Below are 18,990 nucleotides of genomic sequence, written 5' to 3' on the forward strand. Positions count from 1 at the left end.
GAGGTCTTCCCATGATCAACGTGACCAATCGTACCAATATTAACATGCGGTTTTGTTCGTTCAAACTTGCTCTTCGCCATTGCTATTAATCTCTTGTTTTATTCCCTAATTTTTATTAGCACCTAGGGACAGTTCTGCAAAACTTAAGTCTGACCAGACTGTAAACAGCCCAATCACCACAACTCTTAGACGGAAAACCCCACCAAATCTATAAATGGAATATCCTCCATCATACCTATTTGCCCAATCATCAACAACCATTTGGAGCGGGTAGCGGGAATCGAACCCGCATATTCAGCTTGGAAGGCTGCTGCTCTACCATTGAGCTATACCCGCATGACCCACGTACTAACTCTCCTTCGATGAATGGTGGAGGGGGTTGGATTCGAACCAACGTAGCATACGCAACGGATTTACAGTCCGCCCCCTTTAACCACTCGGGCACCCCTCCATTACACCGATAAAGTCGCGCAATGAGACATCACGACAACCATCTTGAATACCCATTCAATTCAATCTGATTGCGAAGTGGTTATGACGATTACTATTGTATCTGTCAACAGAATAAATACAATTCTGTACAAATTTCCTGCTCATAATTTTAAATTATAGATTTTTTCTCTCTATTTTTCTTATTAACACGTTATAAAGAAGCTATGAAAGAAAAAACATCACAAAATTCTCATTATGCTCGTTTGCGTCGCCGATATCGCGATACAAAAGGCTCTCCTTCTCGATCTTTTACACACCCAAAGAAGAAAGCTGCTTCTTTACAGCAAGAGATCATCCATCTTTATGGCATTCATTCTGTTCAGGCTGCTTTAGAAAACCCAAAAAGAATTTTAAAATGTCTTTACGTTACACAAAATGCCTTAAAACGATTAAATATATCCGAATCAGATTATCCTTGCTCTGTTACATTATGCACCCCCAAATATCTTGATTCGCTTGTTGGAAGTGAGGCTGTTCATCAAGGTATTGTTTTGGAAACTCTCCCCCTCAAACCATGCAAACTGTCGGAACTAACCAATACTGATCTGGTCATTGTCATGGATCAAATTACCGATCCACATAATGTTGGTGCTATTATGCGCTCTGCAGTTGCATTGAAAGCTAAAGCACTTATTACAACTTGCCGTCACTCTCCCCACGAAAGCGGTGTTCTTGCGAAAGCGGCATCTGGAGCTCTGGAAATGATTCATTATATTACCGTACGAAACCTTGCTGAAGCTCTTCAAGAACTTCATCAAACAGGTTTTACAAGCTTTGGTCTCGATTCAGAAGGTGACCAACCTCTAGAAACAGCATTAACAGGGAATAAAATTGCTCTTGTTTTAGGAGCAGAAGGTAAAGGTTTACGTAAAAAAACACGCGAAACCGTTTGCGCTTTAACACGCCTTGACATGCCTGGAAATATTAAATCATTAAATGTTTCAAATGCAGCAACAATAGCTCTTTATGTGGCACATCAATATCTTAGATTCTAGTTTTTAATTTTTTGTGAAACATCAAAAAAACCAACCAACAAAAAACCCGCAAAAAACCCGCCAATATGAACTTCCCATGCTATTGAGATGCCATTTTCTTCAAACAAAATAGAAGAAATACCTATGATCAAATCAGTCGTCAGCCATACACTCATATAAACAAGAACCCCCTTAGAACACAGAGCTTTTTTGACAGATAATAAAGATCCCAAAAGTTTTTCGTTCTGCACATTGACAGCTAGATTACCACTAGGAAAACCGTAACGTGCAATAGCCCCCATCATTCCAGATACGGCACCTGACGCCCCAATAAGTGATATGGTACTTTCTTGATGAAATGTAAAATAAGTCAAAACAGAAATAACTGCCGTTAACACCCAAAAAATTAAAAAACGTAAAACACCAAAATGCCTTGCTAAAGGAGAGCCGAAAACCAAAAGCCAAACCATATTAAGAGCAACATGTTTAAAACTACTATGCATAAATGAATAACTCACCATGGTATAACAAAATGCTACAGGATCCCTCTTAAACAATGCTGGTATAAATGAAAAAAACTCAAGGCTTTCAACATAAACCTGATGAGAAAAAAAATACTGAGAAATGCAATAAAGACAAAAACAAAATGCTATCAAAACAACTATAATAAATGGAACATTCAATAAGGGTTCTTTAGGTTGTTTCGGCAATCGGGAAACATCATTATGTTGGTGACTAGAAACTTTCATTGTATAAAATCTCGTATTTTTTAGAAAATGGGTTATTCTTTATACAAAATAAATATACCATTCCCAGTGATGCAGAATCTTCTCAACGCCTCTTCGAAGCCCTTTTTTAAATTTTCAATAGCTCTACATGAAAACACGTGTATTTTATACAAAAGATTTTAAAAAGCATGGATATCAAGAATATGATTTACAAACTTAGCGGTATCCTGCTTACTTAAATGTGAAGTTACCATGCAATATACAAGAATTTACGAATAGACAAACTCACTTATGAGGTGGTGTATAATAAAAATATATAAACATTATTTTCTTACTAGAAATATATTGATTATTGCATTCTTTAACCAAGCTATACTTCGATTGATAAACTTTAAAGAATCTTAAATCTCAATTTTTCCATTAATATGTCCTGCATTGCTTCTACGCTTTGAACGAAAAACGACATCTCTATGAGAAAAAATACCAATACAGCGTTCTCTAGATATACTAATTGGTGTTTCATGATGAATTACTTACTTGATAGTCTGTTTCCTTCATACATGCAAAAGCGTCAGTTCATCTCTTTAACAAATATAAACAAGCCTTTCATTTCAACCTTTAACAGATATAATTCAAGAACTGTCTCTTATGAAGCACTGAAAAAATATGTTGATTCTAATGATGCATCTTTGAATTTAAACAGTTCATGACGGAATTTTTTATTCCTTTCTTAGACAGTCTTATTGATACATCCGCCACTTGTAACGTGCAAGAGAATAGTCCGGATTAATTCAATATAAAAAATTTAAATGAGGCAATCATAGGAATTTGAACCTTCCTATTAAGTTGCAAAATGATAAAGGACCATTATAAACCAATGAATTATAAATAGATAACACACTAATTATTGAAGAGGACGATCTTGAGAATTCTGTTTGCAATCTTTTAACCACACATCATAAATAGGATGCTCAACAGCGTTCAAACCAGGACTATCTGCAAACATCCATCCTGTAAAAATACGCCGTATTTTTTTATCTAATGTTACTTCATTGACTTCAATAAAACCAGTTGTACGCGTGGGTTCATCTTTAGAGCTCGTATAACACGCACGTGGTGTTACCTGTAATGCGCCGTACTGATAAATTTCACCAAGAGTAACTTCAAAACGTGTAGTCCGTCCTGTGATTTTGTCAAGACCTGCAAAAACAGCAATTCCATTGCTAATACGCTCAGCCCGCACCCCATTATTTAAGGATAAAAACACTAAAATTCCCATAAAAAAAATATAAAAAAAATGCCTCACCCCTAACAATAAAAAAAATCTCATCATATCAAAATCAATCGCACCTTAAAAAATAATTCTTTTCATAACATAGAGTCAAATAAGACAAAAATACACACGCACATTAAAACATGTTATTTTTTAGGTGACCACGCATCATAATCTTCATGCACACAAGAACGCTCTCCATTGGAGGTGATAGCCCCCTTTGGTCGATAGCCCTCACTTGTTCCTGTCATATTTGCAACATGAGGCTTTTCCCATTCATAAGGATGATAATCCTCTTGTGTTGGTGGACACTCACAGCGATGATGAATCCAGCCGTGCCAACCTGGTGGAATAGTAGAGGCCTCAGAATAGTCTTTATAGATAACCCAACGGTGCGGATAACCATCCTTATGAAGTCCTCCTTCATAATATATATTTCCAAATTGATCTTCCCCTATCCGCTTACCTTTGCGCCATGTGAAAAAACGCGTACCAATGGTATTGCCATTCCACCATGTGAAGATTTGCTTAAAAAAACGAGCCATCTGCTATTCCATTCATTTAGTGCGTTCATGAAATTAATCGTTGGAATAAAATTATTAACGATTGAAATTATCGAAAAAGTTACTAGTAAATTCAACTACAATTCCAATTGATAGGTTAACGTACTATCCTTTAATTTCAAGAAGATATCATATGTATGGCTTCTTCTCCACCCCATAAAATTTAATCTATGCCAAGTTTCATCTTAACCAATTCATTAACAGCTTGGGGATTTGCCTTACCACCTGTTGCTTTCATTACCTGTCCAACAAACCAACCAGCTAAAGCAGGTTTGTGCTTTGCTTGCGCAACTTTATCAGAATTATTGGCAACGATCTCATCAACAGCTCTTTCAATAGCCTTTGTATCCGTTACCTGCTTCATATTTCGTTCTTCTACAATTTGGCGTGCATCTCCCCCCTCATTCCAAATAATCTCAAAAAGATCTTTGGCAATTTTTCCAGAAATAACTCCTTCTTTTATAAGATCAATAATGCTTCCCAATTGATTTGGCGATACTGGTGACTCTTCAATCTCACGATTATCTTTATTTAAAGCCCCTAAAAGGTCGTTAATCACCCAATTGGCAACTATTTTTCCATCACGCCCACGCGCTACTTCTTCAAAATAATCAGCAATAGCCTTTTCTGTCACAAGAATGGAAGCATCATACACTGTCAATCCCATTTCTTTAACAAAACGTGCTTTTATAGCGTCAGGCAACTCTGGTAAGTCTGCTGCCAAAGCATCCACAAATGCTTGATCAAATTCTAACGGTAAAAGATCAGGATCAGGAAAATAACGATAGTCATGCGCTTCTTCCTTTGAGCGCATAGAGCGCGTTTCACCTTTAGCGGCATCAAAAAGCCGAGTCTCTTGATCTATGACGCCTCCATCTTCTAAAATTGCAATCTGACGACGCGCTTCATATTCAATTGCTTGACCAATAAAGCGAATAGAATTAACGTTTTTAATTTCACAGCGCGTTCCAAAATCTTCACCAGGACGACGAACAGATACATTGACATCTGCACGCATAGAACCTTCATCCATATTGCCATCGCAAGTGCCCAAATAACGAACAATCGTACGCAATTTTGTCATATAGGCTTTGGCTTCATCTGATGAGCGCATATCAGGCTTGGAAACAATTTCCATAAGAGCAACACCAGAACGATTCAGATCTACAAAAGACATTGTTGGATGTTGATCGTGCATCGATTTTCCAGCATCCTGTTCAAGATGCAACCTCTCAATTCCCACTTCAATATCCTCAAATTGTCCATTCGAATCCGGACCAACAGATATAATAATCTTTCCCTCTCCTACAATGGGATAGCGAAATTGAGAAATCTGATACCCCTGCGGTAAATCTGGATAAAAATAGTTTTTGCGATCAAAAACAGATTTTAAATTAATATGCGCCTTTAATCCTAACCCCATTCGAACCGCTTGACGAACACATTCTTGATTAAGAACAGGCAACATACCTGGCATGGCTGCATCAATAAGTGATACATGATTGTTCGGCTCTGCACCAAATTTGGTTGATGCTCCTGAAAAAAGTTTCGAATTTGATATGATTTGCGCATGAACTTCCATGCCAATGATGACTTCCCAATCACCTGTAACTCCAGAAATAAAACGCTTAGAATCAGGAGTACGCGTATCAATGATGCTCATTGCCAATCCACTACCAATATTTTAAAATTCACTCATGGCTTATCTAAAACCATTCTCTCAGTGCAATCCTAGGATATAAATCTTACAACACAAGCCCGATTTTATCGGGCTTGTGTTGTTTGCATAAATATTAAGCTTTTTTAGGAGCCTTTTTCTTAGCTGGTTTTTTCTCTGTAGACGTTTCTTTCACTGCAGACTTTTTCTTTGCCGGCTTTTCTTCAGGGACATCTGATTCGTCATATTCTTTCATCAACTCTTCAACCGTCACTTCTTTATCTGTGACTTTTATCTGTGCTAATAAATGATCAATGACCTTTTCTTCAAAAATCGGAGCACGTAGATTTTCAACAGCTTCCGGAGTCTTACGGAAAAAATCCATAATCTCTTTCTCTTGTCCAGGATACTGGCGAACCTGATCAAAAACGGCTGCTTTTAGCTCATCTTCACTAACTTTAACACCAACCTTCATTCCAATTTCAGAAAGCACCAAACCAAGACGAACACGACGCTGCGCAAGGACACGATATTCCTCCCGTGCCTTTTCTTCTGTAATACCTTCATCTTCAAAACTGCGCCCAGCCTTTTTCAAATCATCATTAACCTGAGCCCATATATTGTTAAACTCAACCTCTAAAAGTTCTTCAGGAATCTCAAAATTATAATCAGCATCTAAAGCATCAAGAATTTGACGCTTAACTTTTTGACGTGTCACTGAACCATATTGGCTTTCAATCTGCCCACGAACGACCTCACGTAAGCGATCTAGAGACTCTAAACCAACTTTTTGCGCTGCTTCATCATCAATTTTTAATTCATCTGGTTTAAAGACAGCTTTGACAGTAATGTCAAACTCTGCTTCCCGTCCCGCCAAATGTGCCGCACTGTAATTATCAGGAAATTTAACAAAAATCGTTTTTACATCCCCAGCTTTCACACCAACCAATTGCTCTTCAAAACCACGAATAAATTGTTTTGACCCAAGAATCAGTTGTGCATCACTATCTGCCCCACCTTCAAATGGAACGCCTTCAAGCTTACCTTGATAATCTATAGTAATACGATCACCTTCTTCAGAATTCCCCTCTTTTAGGGAATAATTACGCGTAGAAGAAAGGACGCGATTGACTTGATCATCAATATCCTGTTCAGGAATAGTTGCAATTTCACGGATAACCTTAATACGTTCAAAATCTTTAATGTCAATTTTTGGTAAAACTTCATACTTTAAACTAAAAGTAAAATCAGCTTTGCCATCTAGAATTTTTTCATCTTCATCTATATCAATTTTTGGCTGCATCGCTGCACGTTCATTGCGGTCTGCTAAAATAGAACGGGGTGCATCACTGAGTATCTCATTGAGAATCTCAGCCATAAAGGATTTACCATACATTTTTCGCAAATGCCCACTAGGCACTTTACCGGGACGAAAACCATTAAGCTTGATTTTTCCCTTGGTATCATCCAATCGTTCATTCAACTTTTCTTCTAAATCTTTCGCTGGAACCACGATCTTAATTTCGCGCTTCAGTCCTTCATTAAGCGTCTCGGTAACCTGCATTAAACACCTTCATTTTTCTAAGGAGAGGGATCAACCCACTCTAATAATCATTACATTCTAACACTTCGAGTGTTACATTTACCATGAAGCGGAATTTCAGACACGTAGAAATCCGTAGCACTTAAGGGATTGCTTTGGTGCGGATGGAGGGACTCGAACCCCCACGGTCTCCCGCCAGAACCTAAATCTGGTGCGTCTACCAATTTCGCCACATCCGCTCAAACTTACAAGCTAATAACCTTATACAAGCGGCGTTTCTATACCATTAATTACAGAAAAAAAGCAAACAAATATATTAAAAAAAACAAAATCTATGCTTTTCATACATAACTACTTACGCTAAAAGTCAATTATGTTAAAGACATTTGATATCCCAATTCATATCATCGGTGGCGGTCTTGCGGGGTGTGAAGCAAGCTGGCAAATCGCTCAGTCAGGAATTTCTGTTGTTTTGCATGAAATGCGACCCGAAAAAAAATCAGATGCCCATAAAACCGATAAATTGGCAGAACTGGTTTGTTCAAATTCGTTTCGTTGCGATGATTCATTAACCAATGCCGTAGGGCTTTTACATGCTGAAATGCGATTAGCAAAATCGTTAATTATGAAAGCTGCTGATGCCAACAAAGTTCCCGCAGGTAGTGCTCTTGCTGTTGACCGTGATGGATTTTCAAAAACCGTTACGACAGCACTTGAAAATCACCCTCTTATAACAATCAAACGTGAAGAAGTTCAAGAAATTCCTAAAGCTTGGAAACATGTTGTCATTGCAACAGGCCCCCTTACATCGCCTGCACTTGCTCAAAAATTACAAGCAATAACCGGTATAAAAGCTCTTTCTTTTTTTGATGCAATTGCGCCTATTATCCATACCGACAGTATTGATATCAACATTTGTTGGTATCAGTCTCGCTATGATAAAATTGGTCCTGAGGGAACAGGAAAAGATTATCTTAATTGTCCCCTCAACAAAGAACAATATGAAACATTCGTTGAAGAGTTAAAAAATGCTGAAAAAACAGAGTTTCGTGACTTTGAAAAAACGCCCTATTTTGATGGATGCCTCCCCATTGAAATTATGGCTGAGCGCGGACTTGAAACGTTAAGACATGGTCCTATGAAACCTATGGGCTTAACTAATGCCCATAACCCTACAGTTAAACCCTATGCTGTCGTTCAATTACGCCAAGATAATAAACTTGGAACGCTTTATAATATGGTCGGCTTTCAAACAAAACTGAAATATGGTGAACAAATTCGTATTTTTAGAATGATTCCAGGTCTTGAAAAAGCAGAGTTTGCGCGTCTTGGTGGTCTTCACCGCAATACCTACCTCAACTCGCCAATTATTCTTGATCAAACCCTTCGTTTAAAACAAAAAAAACAACTACGCTTTGCAGGGCAAATTACCGGATGTGAAGGTTATGTAGAATCAGCGGCAATAGGGCTTCTTGCTGGACGTTTTGCTGCTGCCGAATATCATCATATTTCCCCTTGCCTACCCCCACAAACTACAGCATTCGGAGCCCTTTTGAATCATATTACAGGGGGACACATCATAGATGAAAAAGCAGAAACACAATCTTTTCAGCCAATGAATATCAATTTCGGACTCTTTCCGCCTATTACTTCTATTAAACATTCAGGAAAACGCTTACCAAGTAAAGAAAAAAAATTAGTAAAAAAACAAGCCATAACAGCGAGAGCTCTCAATGATTGTACTCAGTGGTTAGCAAATAAAGAATCAAAGAGCTCCTGTTTATAAAAAACACACGATTCGCCTCTCTCCTACTGAATAGATCTTTATGACTCTCGTGAAAAAATCATTCTAAAGCCTTTTAAAGACTGTCTCCCCCAATCAATAAATACTACCCTACGTTTCATCATTTATTCAATTATGTAGATGCTGTAAAATAACTTTTGGCTATAAAAAAACTTTACCGCTATCAACAATTTAATATGATTTAATGACTAAATACAAAATAATTATATAAATATATTATGAATAATCAAAATAAATAAATGGAAAATACACAAGTAATACTGTACTATCTTTATTAATAGTTTTTATATTACGTAATGTATATTATTTTATAAGAGTAATTTTTCTGTTTTGTAACTTCCTCCCTCAAAATTTGTGATGTTCTCTCATTTTAACTCTTGTATGATGAAGGAAAAATACTCGCTTGCATATCACAAGTGAAATAAAGATATGGAAAAAATATTTGTAGGATAGAGCTGGAGCTATCTCTCCCCTCTCAAATGCCAAGAAAAATCCCAATATTAAAAACCAAATCTGAATATCATAAGATTCTTTCATTTCAGACTCTCTAATAAATCAATAAAAATTATCCTCTTGGTGCGTCACAAGAAAGGTTGGCGTATAAGAGTAAAAGAATAAAACTATCCCTTATGCACTCGTCTCAGATATCTGGGGCTAGTCGCAACATTATAGGAACTGAGAAAAATAGATAGCACGGTGGCACCAACATGCGCTTTTATTAAGCGTAAATGGTGATATATAATAACTTTTATGGACTTTACAGAGTTTTCCGCTTCATATTATTTACGGATCTTGTTTTGAAATAAATACCGTAACACTTCAGCGTAATAAAAGTTAATATTACATTTTATAAGCCATACCCGCGCTCAATTAATACAGTGCAATATTTTATTGAAAAGACTAAAACAATATATTTCCACCAATACATGAAAATAAAAAATATCGCAAGGATCTCAAAGTTTTATGTGAAAAACAAGCATAACACATGTGTTAAAAAAAAACCCGCTTATAAATAAATCGGGTTTTTTTAATGTAGCTTAAATTATTTTTTATTAACTGCTTCTTTAAGGCTTTTTCCTGCAGAAAATTTGGGTACAGAACGTGCTGGAATATCAATTTCAGCACCAGTTGAAGGATTACGCCCCTTTGTTGCAGCACGATGAGAAACTTCAAAAGTGCCAAAACCTGGAAGACGAACATCTCCCCCTGAAGCCAAAGCTTCTGTTACAGAAGCCATAAAAGCATCAACAACAGCACCAGCTTGCGCTTTCGAAACACCTGCCTTTTCAGCAACGGAGCTAACGAATTCACTTTTATTCATAAAATATTTCCTTTCCCTATATTACCTGAACATGACTTAATCATGTTATTGGTCAGTTTATTGAAAAGTACAGCAAACAGAAGTCTTATTTTTATCCAAAACATTGTTTTTTTAGCAATAATCACAGTTATTCACGGAATTTTTCACTTTTTCCAACAAAAAACAGAATAATAACCTCAACAACACCTTCTACCACCTAAAAAATGCCGTTATAAATGAGATAAGTGAATCAGTGCGCAATCTGTATTCCTTCACTATCACTGCTCTCTGACCGGATTGACACAGCCCCTGTAGAGGGTTCTTTCCATTCAATAGTGTCTGGAAAACGAACCAAAGCGTGTTTCAAAACTTCACTCACATGATTTACCGGAATAATTTCCATATTATTTTTGACATCATCAGGAATATCAACCAAATCTTTTGCATTTTCTTCAGGAATAAGTACTTTTTTTATCCCTCCTCGAAGAGCTGCTAAGAGTTTTTCTTTTAATCCACCAATGGGTAAAACGCGTCCACGTAAAGTAATTTCACCAGTCATTGCAATATCTTTATGCACAGCTACTCCTGTAAGAACCGAAACAATTGCTGTCACCATTGCAATCCCAGCCGATGGGCCATCTTTTGGTGTCGCACCCTCTGGAACATGAACATGGATATCGCGTTTTTCAAAAAGTGGAGGTTCAATACCAAAATCAACAGCACGAGAACGTACATAAGATGCTGCCGCTGAAATGGACTCTTTCATAATATCACGTAAATTTCCAGTTACAGTCATCTTCCCTTTGCCGGGCATCATAACTCCTTCAATGGTCAATAACTCTCCACCGACTTCTGTCCACGCAAGACCTGTTACAACACCAATTTGATTTTCTCCTTCAATCTGATTGTAATGATAACGTTTAACACCCAAGAAATCATGAATATTACTTTCTGTAACTTTTACAGATTTTTGATGTGTTTTGAGAATTTTTGTAACGGATTTGCGGGAAATTTTCATGAGTTCACGTTCAAGGTTACGAACGCCTGCCTCACGTGTATAAAACTGAATAATTGACCTTAGTGCTCCATCAGAAATACTGAGTTCTTTTTTAGATAAACAGTGATCTTTTAGTGCCTTTGGTAAAAGATGCTGTTTAACAATTTCCATTTTCTCACATTCAGTATAACCAGCGATACGAATAATTTCCATACGATCCATTAACGGACCTGGAATATTAAGCGTATTGGCAGTTGTGATAAACATGACATCAGAAAGATCATATTCAACTTCCAAATAGTGATCAATGAATGTACCATTTTGTTCAGGATCAAGAACTTCTAATAAAGCGGATGAAGGATCACCACGAAAATCTTGGCCCATTTTATCAATTTCATCAAGCAAGAAAAGCGGATTAGATTTTTTTGCTTTTTTCATAGACTGAATAATTTTTCCAGGCATCGAGCCAATATATGTTCGGCGATGTCCACGAATTTCTGCTTCATCTCGGACACCTCCCAATGAGATACGAACATACTCACGTCCCGTTGCCTTTGCAATAGAGCGCGCTAATGATGTTTTCCCTACACCTGGAGGACCTAACAAACAAATAATGGGACCTTTTATCTTTGACGCGCGACTTTGTACGGCCAAATATTCAATAATTCGCTCCTTAACTTTTTCAAGACCAAAATGTTCATTATTCATGACCTTTTCAGCAAAATCTAAATTGTTTTTAATCTTAGATTTTTTACCCCAAGGCATTGCTAATAACCAATCAAGATAGTTACGTACAACTGTCGCTTCTGCAGACATAGGAGACATATTCCGTAATTTTCTCAATTCTGCTCCAGCTTTCTCCTGTGCTTCCTTGGATAGTTTTGTATTCTTGATACGTTCTTCTAATTCAGAGAGTTCATCTCGGCTATCATCACCTGCTCCTAACTCTTTTTGAATAGCCTTCATCTGCTCATTGAGATAATATTCTCGTTGGTTTTTTTCCATTTGCCGTTTAACATGCGAACGAATACGTTTTTCAACCTGCAAAACAGAAATTTCTCCTTCCATGAAGGACAAAACACGTTCAAGACGGGACCGCACAGGTAAGAGCTCTAATATTTCCTGTTTTTCTGCAAGTTTAATCATCAAATGAGAAGCAATCGTATCGGCAAGCTTAGAAGGATTATCAAGCTGGCCAATCGCATTCACAACTTCAGGAGAGATTTTTTTATTAAGCTTTACATAGTTTTCAAAATAAGCAATCACTGACCTTGAAAGAGCTTCAATCTCAACATCACTCTCTCTAGGTTCTTCTGTAACAGTTGCAAAAGCCTGATGATAACCTTCACTTAAAGCAAATTGACTAATTTTTGCACGTGCAGTTCCTTCGACTAAAACCTTTACAGTACCATCAGGAAGCTTTAAAAGTTGAAGAATATTAGCAAATGTACCAATATGATAAATATCCTCTGATTTTGGATCGTCATCAGAAGCATTTTTTTGTGTCACCAATAGTATTTGCTTATCAACCGCCATCGTTTCTTCAAGAGCACGAATTGATTTTTCGCGGCCCACAAAAAGTGGAACAATCATATGGGGGAAGACAACAATATCACGAAGAGGTAAAACAGCATAAACCCCATCTCTTACTTCATCTGTCTTTTCATCAATATATTGCATAACTCTCCTTTCTGGAGCCTATGAGCTATCTACAACAATTAGCCCACCTTTAGAAAATCTCAGCTCTTCACTGTACATGAAGTGGTAATTACTCATACATAAATCAAGCATTATAATGATATTATTAGAAACACCTATCAAATACCGTTCATTACCACCTTTTATATTGTGCATCGCACAATGTCATGCTGATACATTTTCTTTATCTTCTGCACGTTCTGAGTAAATATAAAGAGGACGCGCTTTACCATCAACGACATCACTCGAAATAACCACTTTTTGAACGCCTTCAAGAGCCGGTAGCTCAAACATCGTCTCAAGAAGGATCTTCTCCATAATAGAACGTAAACCACGAGCACCAGTTTTACGTTCAATTGCTTTCTTTGCAATAACACGTAAAGCATCTTCATGAAATGCTAACTCGACATTCTCCATTTCAAAAAGACGCTGATATTGCTTTACTAACGCATTTTTAGGTTGGGATAAAATTTGCATGAGGGCGTTAACATCTAAATCCTCTAAGGTAGCGACTATAGGAAGGCGCCCAATAAATTCTGGTATTAAACCAAATTTAATAAGATCTTCAGGCTCTAAATCACGAAAAATTTCACCGACACAACGCTCATCCGGAGCCTTAACAGTCGCAGAAAAACCAATAGAAGTTTTTTCACCACGCCCTGAAATAATCCGTTCTAAACCTGCAAAAGCTCCCCCACAAATGAATAAGATGTTTGTGGTGTCAACCTGAAGAAACTCTTGTTGCGGATGCTTACGTCCACCTTGAGGAGGAACAGAAGCAATCGTTCCTTCCATAATTTTTAATAACGCTTGCTGAACTCCTTCCCCCGAAACATCTCTTGTAATAGAAGGATTGTCTGCTTTACGAGAAATCTTATCAACCTCATCAATATAAACAATACCACGCTGCGCACGTTCAACATTATAATCTGCTGCTTGAAGAAGCTTCAAAATAATATTTTCAACATCTTCTCCCACATAACCCGCTTCAGTCAAAGTGGTCGCATCCGCCATCGTAAAAGGCACATCAATAATACGTGCTAATGTTTGTGCAAGATAAGTTTTACCACAACCCGTTGGACCAACAAGAAGAATATTTGATTTAGCCAACTCAATATCATTGCTTTTAGACTGATGCGCCAACCGTTTATAATGATTATGAACAGCAACAGAAAGAACACGCTTTGCATGCTGCTGACCAATAACATAGTCATCAAGAACTGTTATAATTTCCTGTGGCGTAGGAACACCATCACGCACCTTAACCCCAGAAGACTTATTTTCTTCCCGAATAATATCCATGCAAAGCTCTACACATTCATCACAGATAAATACAGTAGGCCCCGCAATGAGCTTACGCACCTCATGCTGACTCTTGCCGCAGAACGAGCAATAGAGAGTATTTTTTGATTCGTTCCCGCTATTGCTAATTTTGCTCATTTTTCTTTCCTTTCACCACAATATATGAACACTTTGCCTTTTCAAAGGAAGCCTTTCATCATGAAAACTAAAAGACATATAGAAAACCATGCATGTCTCAATACTTTTAGGTGTTTCTCTTATTTTGCGATATTTTTTATAAAACTCTTTGATTTAAAGTAGCTGTTTTTTCTATAAAAATTCTTAATCTTTTTCTTCTTTTTCAGTTTCTGCACGGTATTGTATAACATCATCAACTAAGCCAAACGCTTTGGCTTCTTCTGCTGTCATAAAATGATCGCGATCGAGAGTTCTCTCTATAACCTCATAATCTTGACTCGTATGTTGAACATAAATTTCATTTAAACGCCGTTTCATCTTTATAATATCTTGCGCATGTCGCTCAATATCTGAAGCTTGACCTTGAAAACCACCAGATGGTTGATGCACCATAATACGTGCGTTTGGCAATGTAAAACGATGACCTTTTGCTCCAGCCGTTAACAATAAAGACCCCATAGATGCCGCTTGCCCCATGCAAAGCGTAGAAACAGGAGGGCGAATAAACTGCATAGTATCATAAATAGCCATACCAGATGTTACGACTCCACCTGGAGAATTAATATAAAGACTAATTTCTTTTTTAGGATTTTCCGCTTCCAAGAAAAGCAATTGTGCACAAACAAGCATTGCCATACCATCTTCAACAGGACCATTAATAAAAATAATCCGCTCCTTTAAAAGACGGGAAAAAATATCATAGGCCCGCTCACCACGATTGGTTTGTTCAATAACCATAGGAACAAGGCTTAATGCTGTTTTCATTGGATCACTCATATTTTTACTTTCCGTTCATATAACAACCGCTCTTTACACATTCAATGTTTTTATCCATATGTTAACATTACTCTCTTGTGCAAGCTACAATCAAGAGATTGTATAAGATAGATTAAAATCTCAATAGTTAAAATAGCAATAATAACTCTACCTAAACAAATGATGAACATCCGGAATGCGAGATACCGCCCAATGGTAAAAACTTCCTTCCTGAGGTCTTTTCGTAGTCTTTGTCTTTCTGTGAATATGAAAGCCTATCAAGCGTGAATCTGTAAGCGGCTTTACACCAAAAGCTGGTTCAAAAATACGTTCAGTTTTTCGCCCAGTCCAATAATAAAAAGTTTCCTTTTCCTTTGCTTCATGAAAGAAACCATATCGTTTTGCTAATCGTGAAATACCATCATTGCCAAATATTGTAACGCCAAGATTTCCCGGTAAAATCGGCATTTTTTCCTCTTTAACCAGAACGGTCTCCAAACACGACGCTTAAACCCAAGCCAATGAGGAATAATTTCTGTGCCAGCCCAATAATCCTCAAATACTTTTATAATAGGGTTATTGGGCGGAAAATAAAGTGCAGAAACGCCTACTCTTGTATTATTTTCTCTTGCCAACCAAACCTTATCCGCATCTGGATGAAATTGTTTAACAAGGTAAACATCTGTATCTAACCAAACACCTTGTTGATATTTCATCAGCATAACACGAAAAAATCCGAGAACTGAACAATTGTACACCCTAGTTTATCATCAGAAAAATCGGGATCAAGGCGATAAATTGCTGAGCGTGGTAAAATTGATTCGGCTTCATGCAGCTCAACACCAGCAGGGAGATTATCTATTTTTTTATCATAACTAAAAAGCTTAACGCGCTGTCCAGTTTTAACCATTGAGGACAAACAAAGCCTATCCACCAATCTTAATTGTCCACTATACCAAAAAGTACAAATATCCATAGATAATATATCAAAAATATTCTAAACTTACGCGAAAGAGTTGTTCAACATCACGAACCCTATCAGCAAGAGCAAAAATCACTATTCTATCACCAGACAAAATACGCGTATCTGCCGAAAGCTGTATTATTGTCTTATTGCGATAAATTGCACCAATTCTCAAACCATCTGATAAATTGAGCTCTGATAATGACTTACCAACCAATGAAGATGTTTGCATCACTTCAGCTTCAATAATTTCTGCTCGGCCATTAAAAACTGAATGAACAGAACGAATACGCCCACGGCGCATTTGTTGCAAAATTCTCGATATTGTAACACTATGGGGATTAAGATATGCATCCACACCAACAGCACGACTAAATTCTTGATAGGCAACATTATTAATCAATACCATATTGGCTTTGCAGCCCAATCTTTTAGCAATAATAGCGCTTAAGAGATTAACCTGATCTTGATTGGTCAATGTAATCATTAAATCGGACTGATCAATTCCCGCATCTTGAAGAATCACTGGATCTAACACGTTACCGTATAAAACTGTTGTTTTTTCAAGCTGATCAGCAATTGTGAGGGCTCTTTCTCTATGCGCTTCTATAATCTTCAATTTTAATTTATGGAAACGCTTTTCAATAGCCTGTGCAACATAAAGGCCAATGTGACCACCCCCTGCAATAATCATGCGGTGGGCATCTTGTTCTTTATGACCAAAAAGCCCAACAGCACGACGCATCTGTTCACGAGAAACAACAAGATAGGTTATATCACCAACGCGTAATTGCGTTTCTGAATGTGCAACCAATAATTCCGCGCCACGTTTAATAGCAGTAACCGTCGTATGAAGATCTGGAAAAAGCTCTGTTAATTGACGCAAAGGTGTATTAATAACTGGACAATCTTCCATGCATTCCAAAGCTAGTGCCACAATATCATCATTACAAAAATAAAGAACATCTATTGCACCAGGTAAAGCAATACGGCGCAAAACCATTTCCCCAACTTCAACTTCTGGCGAAATAACCACATCAATGGGAATATTCTCTCTGGAAAAAAGCGTCTTATAACGTGGTTCTAAATAAGATTGTGAGCGAATACGAGCAATTTTTGTGGGCACATTAAATAATGAATGTGCTACTTGGCAAGCTACCATATTAACTTCATCAAACAAAGTGACAGCAATCAACATATCAGCTTTGTCTGCATCTGCAGCCAAAAGAACTTCAGGCCGTGAACCGTGACCAACAAAACCTCTCACATCCAATGTATCGCGAATCTTTTCAATTAATCTCGTTTCAATATCAATAACAGTAACATCGTGATTTTCAGCAGCAAGACGCTCTGCTATCCCATAACCAACCTGTCCTGCTCCACAAATAATAATACGCATCGCTTTAAGAAACTCCAAGCGCTTTAAGTTTACGGTGCAAAGCTGAACGCTCCATGCCTATAAATTCAGCAGTACGTGATATATTTCCACCCAAACGCCCAATCTGCGCCACTAAATATCTCTTTTCAAATAATTCTCGAGCTTCACGTAACGGCAAATCCATTATACTTTCATCTGAATCCATTTGAAGACGTGGCAAAGAATCACTTACTTCACTGGGAAGAAAGTCCGCTGTTATAGGACCATCACCATCCCGCACAAGAATAAGAAGACGCTCAATATTATTACGTAATTGCCGCACATTACCCGGCCAAGCGTGCGTTTGCAAAATAGCAATCACATCATCACTGATTGCACGCGGTTTAATCCCAACCTGCTGTGATATTGTTTTTACAAAATGATGTACAAGTTCTGGAATATCTTCACGACGCGCTGAAAGGGGCGGAACAACAATAGGAACAACGGAAAGACGGTGAAAAAGATCCTCCCTAAAGCGCCCATCAGAAATGAGGTTTTCAAGATTTTGCGCTGTCGAAGAAATGATACGGACATCCACCTTAACACGTTTTGTGCCGCCAATTCTCTCAAATGTTTGCCCCGTTAAAACTCGAAGAATCTTCCCTTGAGTCTCACGCGGCATGTCAGCAATTTCATCAAGATATAAGATACCGCCATGAGCTTCCTCTAAGGCACCAATTTTACGCTCTCTTCCCTCCATTTCGCTGCCAAACAGCTCTATTTCCATTCTTTCCGGAGTAATCGTTGCAGCATTTATTGTAACAAATGGCCCATTCGAACGCGTTGAGAGCGCATGAATAGTTCGTGCAACAGTCTCTTTTCCTGCCCCTGAAGGACCTGTTATCATGATGCGACTATTGGTTGGTGCTACTTTTTCTATGATTTGACGCAAATTTTTTATAACTGTCGATTTTCCGAGCAACTCTAATGTCTCGTTCGAACGCTTTCGCAATTCTAAAAGCTCACGTTTTAAATTTGAATTTTCAAGTGTTCTCTCTGCAACCAATACAAGTCTATCAGCTTTAAAAGGTTTTTCAATGAAATCATATGCTCCTCGCTTTATAGCGGAAACAGCCGTCTCAATATTACCATGACCAGAGATCATAACGACCGGAAGAGCCGGATATTGTGTTTTAATTTCATCAAGCAGTGCTAAACCATCGAGACGACTACCCTGTAGCCAAATATCCAAAAAAATGAGCTTTGGAATACGCTCACTAATTTGAGCCAATGCTTCATCAGAGTTACAAGCAACACGCGTTTCATAACCTTCATCATCTAAAATACCAGCAACAAGCTCACGAATATCTGCTTCATCATCAACAATCAAGATATCTGATACCAT

Annotated in this window: 13 protein-coding genes, 3 tRNA genes and 2 pseudogenes; 2 read left to right on the top strand and 16 right to left on the bottom strand. The window is 37.7% G+C overall.

Going from position 1 to position 18,990, the window contains the following annotated elements; genetic code table 11:
- From ACFIK1_RS04670 to ACFIK1_RS04680, 3 genes and pseudogenes are all read right to left on the bottom strand, one after another.
- A pseudogene (locus tag ACFIK1_RS04670) lies at window positions 1-80 on the bottom strand (elongation factor Tu); the annotation flags it as partial.
- 182 nt (window positions 81-262) lie between these two features.
- Window positions 263-336: transfer RNA gene (locus ACFIK1_RS04675), tRNA-Gly, on the bottom strand.
- 31 nt (window positions 337-367) lie between these two features.
- A tRNA-Tyr gene (locus tag ACFIK1_RS04680) sits at window positions 368-451 on the bottom strand.
- 205 nt (window positions 452-656) lie between these two features.
- Here ACFIK1_RS04680 and ACFIK1_RS04685 point away from each other — a divergent pair.
- On the top strand, window positions 657-1,487 hold the full coding sequence (locus ACFIK1_RS04685) for a TrmH family RNA methyltransferase (RefSeq protein ID WP_375612889.1): 831 nt from the start codon (window positions 657-659) through the stop codon (window positions 1,485-1,487).
- On the opposite strand, the gene ACFIK1_RS04690 is transcribed toward ACFIK1_RS04685, so the two are convergent.
- From ACFIK1_RS04690 to ACFIK1_RS04715, 6 genes are all read right to left on the bottom strand, one after another.
- The gene (locus ACFIK1_RS04690; RefSeq protein ID WP_375662203.1) at window positions 1,484-2,215 is read right to left on the bottom strand and encodes a rhomboid family intramembrane serine protease; all 732 of its coding nucleotides are present in this window, start codon (window positions 2,213-2,215) and stop codon (window positions 1,484-1,486) included. The two genes, ACFIK1_RS04685 and ACFIK1_RS04690, sit on opposite strands and share 4 nt — an antisense overlap.
- 883 nt (window positions 2,216-3,098) lie before the next feature.
- Complete coding sequence (locus ACFIK1_RS04695) at window positions 3,099-3,524, bottom strand: DUF2155 domain-containing protein (protein WP_375662220.1); 426 nt, start codon at window positions 3,522-3,524, stop codon at window positions 3,099-3,101.
- Window positions 3,525-3,613: 89 nt separating this feature from the next.
- The gene (locus ACFIK1_RS04700; RefSeq protein WP_375612891.1) at window positions 3,614-4,012 is read right to left on the bottom strand and encodes an NADH:ubiquinone oxidoreductase subunit NDUFA12; all 399 of its coding nucleotides are present in this window, start codon (window positions 4,010-4,012) and stop codon (window positions 3,614-3,616) included.
- A 181-nt stretch (window positions 4,013-4,193) separates the two neighbouring features.
- Window positions 4,194-5,693 (bottom strand): Asp-tRNA(Asn)/Glu-tRNA(Gln) amidotransferase subunit GatB, encoded by a 1,500-nt coding sequence (gatB, locus tag ACFIK1_RS04705; protein WP_375633066.1) that lies wholly within the window; start codon window positions 5,691-5,693, stop codon window positions 4,194-4,196.
- 130 nt (window positions 5,694-5,823) lie between these two features.
- Entirely contained in the window at window positions 5,824-7,251 is a 1,428-nt protein-coding gene (gene tig, locus ACFIK1_RS04710; protein ID WP_375662204.1) for a trigger factor, read from the bottom strand.
- Window positions 7,252-7,386: 135 nt separating this feature from the next.
- A tRNA-Leu gene (locus ACFIK1_RS04715) sits at window positions 7,387-7,469 on the bottom strand.
- A gap of 134 nt (window positions 7,470-7,603) precedes the next feature.
- Here ACFIK1_RS04715 and trmFO point away from each other — a divergent pair.
- Complete coding sequence (gene trmFO / locus ACFIK1_RS04720; RefSeq protein ID WP_375662205.1) at window positions 7,604-9,016, top strand: methylenetetrahydrofolate--tRNA-(uracil(54)-C(5))-methyltransferase (FADH(2)-oxidizing) TrmFO; 1,413 nt, start codon at window positions 7,604-7,606, stop codon at window positions 9,014-9,016.
- A 1,060-nt stretch (window positions 9,017-10,076) separates the two neighbouring features.
- Here the strand turns inward: trmFO and ACFIK1_RS04725 are convergent.
- The 7 genes and pseudogenes from ACFIK1_RS04725 to ACFIK1_RS04755 all read right to left on the bottom strand — a co-directional run bounded on the left by ACFIK1_RS04725 (window position 10,077) and on the right by ACFIK1_RS04755 (window position 18,990).
- Entirely contained in the window at window positions 10,077-10,355 is a 279-nt protein-coding gene (locus tag ACFIK1_RS04725; RefSeq protein ID WP_375611283.1) for an HU family DNA-binding protein, read from the bottom strand.
- Between the two features lie 229 nt (window positions 10,356-10,584).
- Entirely contained in the window at window positions 10,585-13,011 is a 2,427-nt protein-coding gene (gene lon, locus ACFIK1_RS04730; RefSeq protein ID WP_375662206.1) for an endopeptidase La, read from the bottom strand.
- 183 nt (window positions 13,012-13,194) lie between these two features.
- Window positions 13,195-14,469 carry an ATP-dependent Clp protease ATP-binding subunit ClpX gene (gene clpX / locus ACFIK1_RS04735; protein ID WP_273723371.1) on the bottom strand — a complete coding sequence of 425 codons (1,275 nt, stop codon included), beginning with the start codon at window positions 14,467-14,469 and terminating at the stop codon, window positions 13,195-13,197.
- A gap of 183 nt (window positions 14,470-14,652) precedes the next feature.
- A complete protein-coding gene (clpP, locus tag ACFIK1_RS04740; RefSeq protein WP_375611281.1) occupies window positions 14,653-15,285 on the bottom strand; it encodes an ATP-dependent Clp endopeptidase proteolytic subunit ClpP in 633 nt (210 codons plus the stop codon).
- Window positions 15,286-15,432: 147 nt separating this feature from the next.
- Window positions 15,433-16,240 (bottom strand): annotated as a pseudogene (locus ACFIK1_RS04745) (hypothetical protein).
- Window positions 16,241-16,250: 10 nt separating this feature from the next.
- The gene (gene trkA, locus ACFIK1_RS04750; RefSeq protein WP_375611279.1) at window positions 16,251-17,627 is read right to left on the bottom strand and encodes a Trk system potassium transporter TrkA; all 1,377 of its coding nucleotides are present in this window, start codon (window positions 17,625-17,627) and stop codon (window positions 16,251-16,253) included.
- Between the two features lie 4 nt (window positions 17,628-17,631).
- Window positions 17,632-18,990, bottom strand: a complete 1,359-nt coding sequence (locus ACFIK1_RS04755) for a sigma-54-dependent transcriptional regulator (RefSeq protein ID WP_375617700.1) — start codon at window positions 18,988-18,990, stop codon at window positions 17,632-17,634.

It is taken from the genome of Bartonella sp. OC16QHHD (assembly GCF_042194035.1).
Taxonomy (GTDB): domain Bacteria; phylum Pseudomonadota; class Alphaproteobacteria; order Rhizobiales; family Rhizobiaceae; genus Bartonella.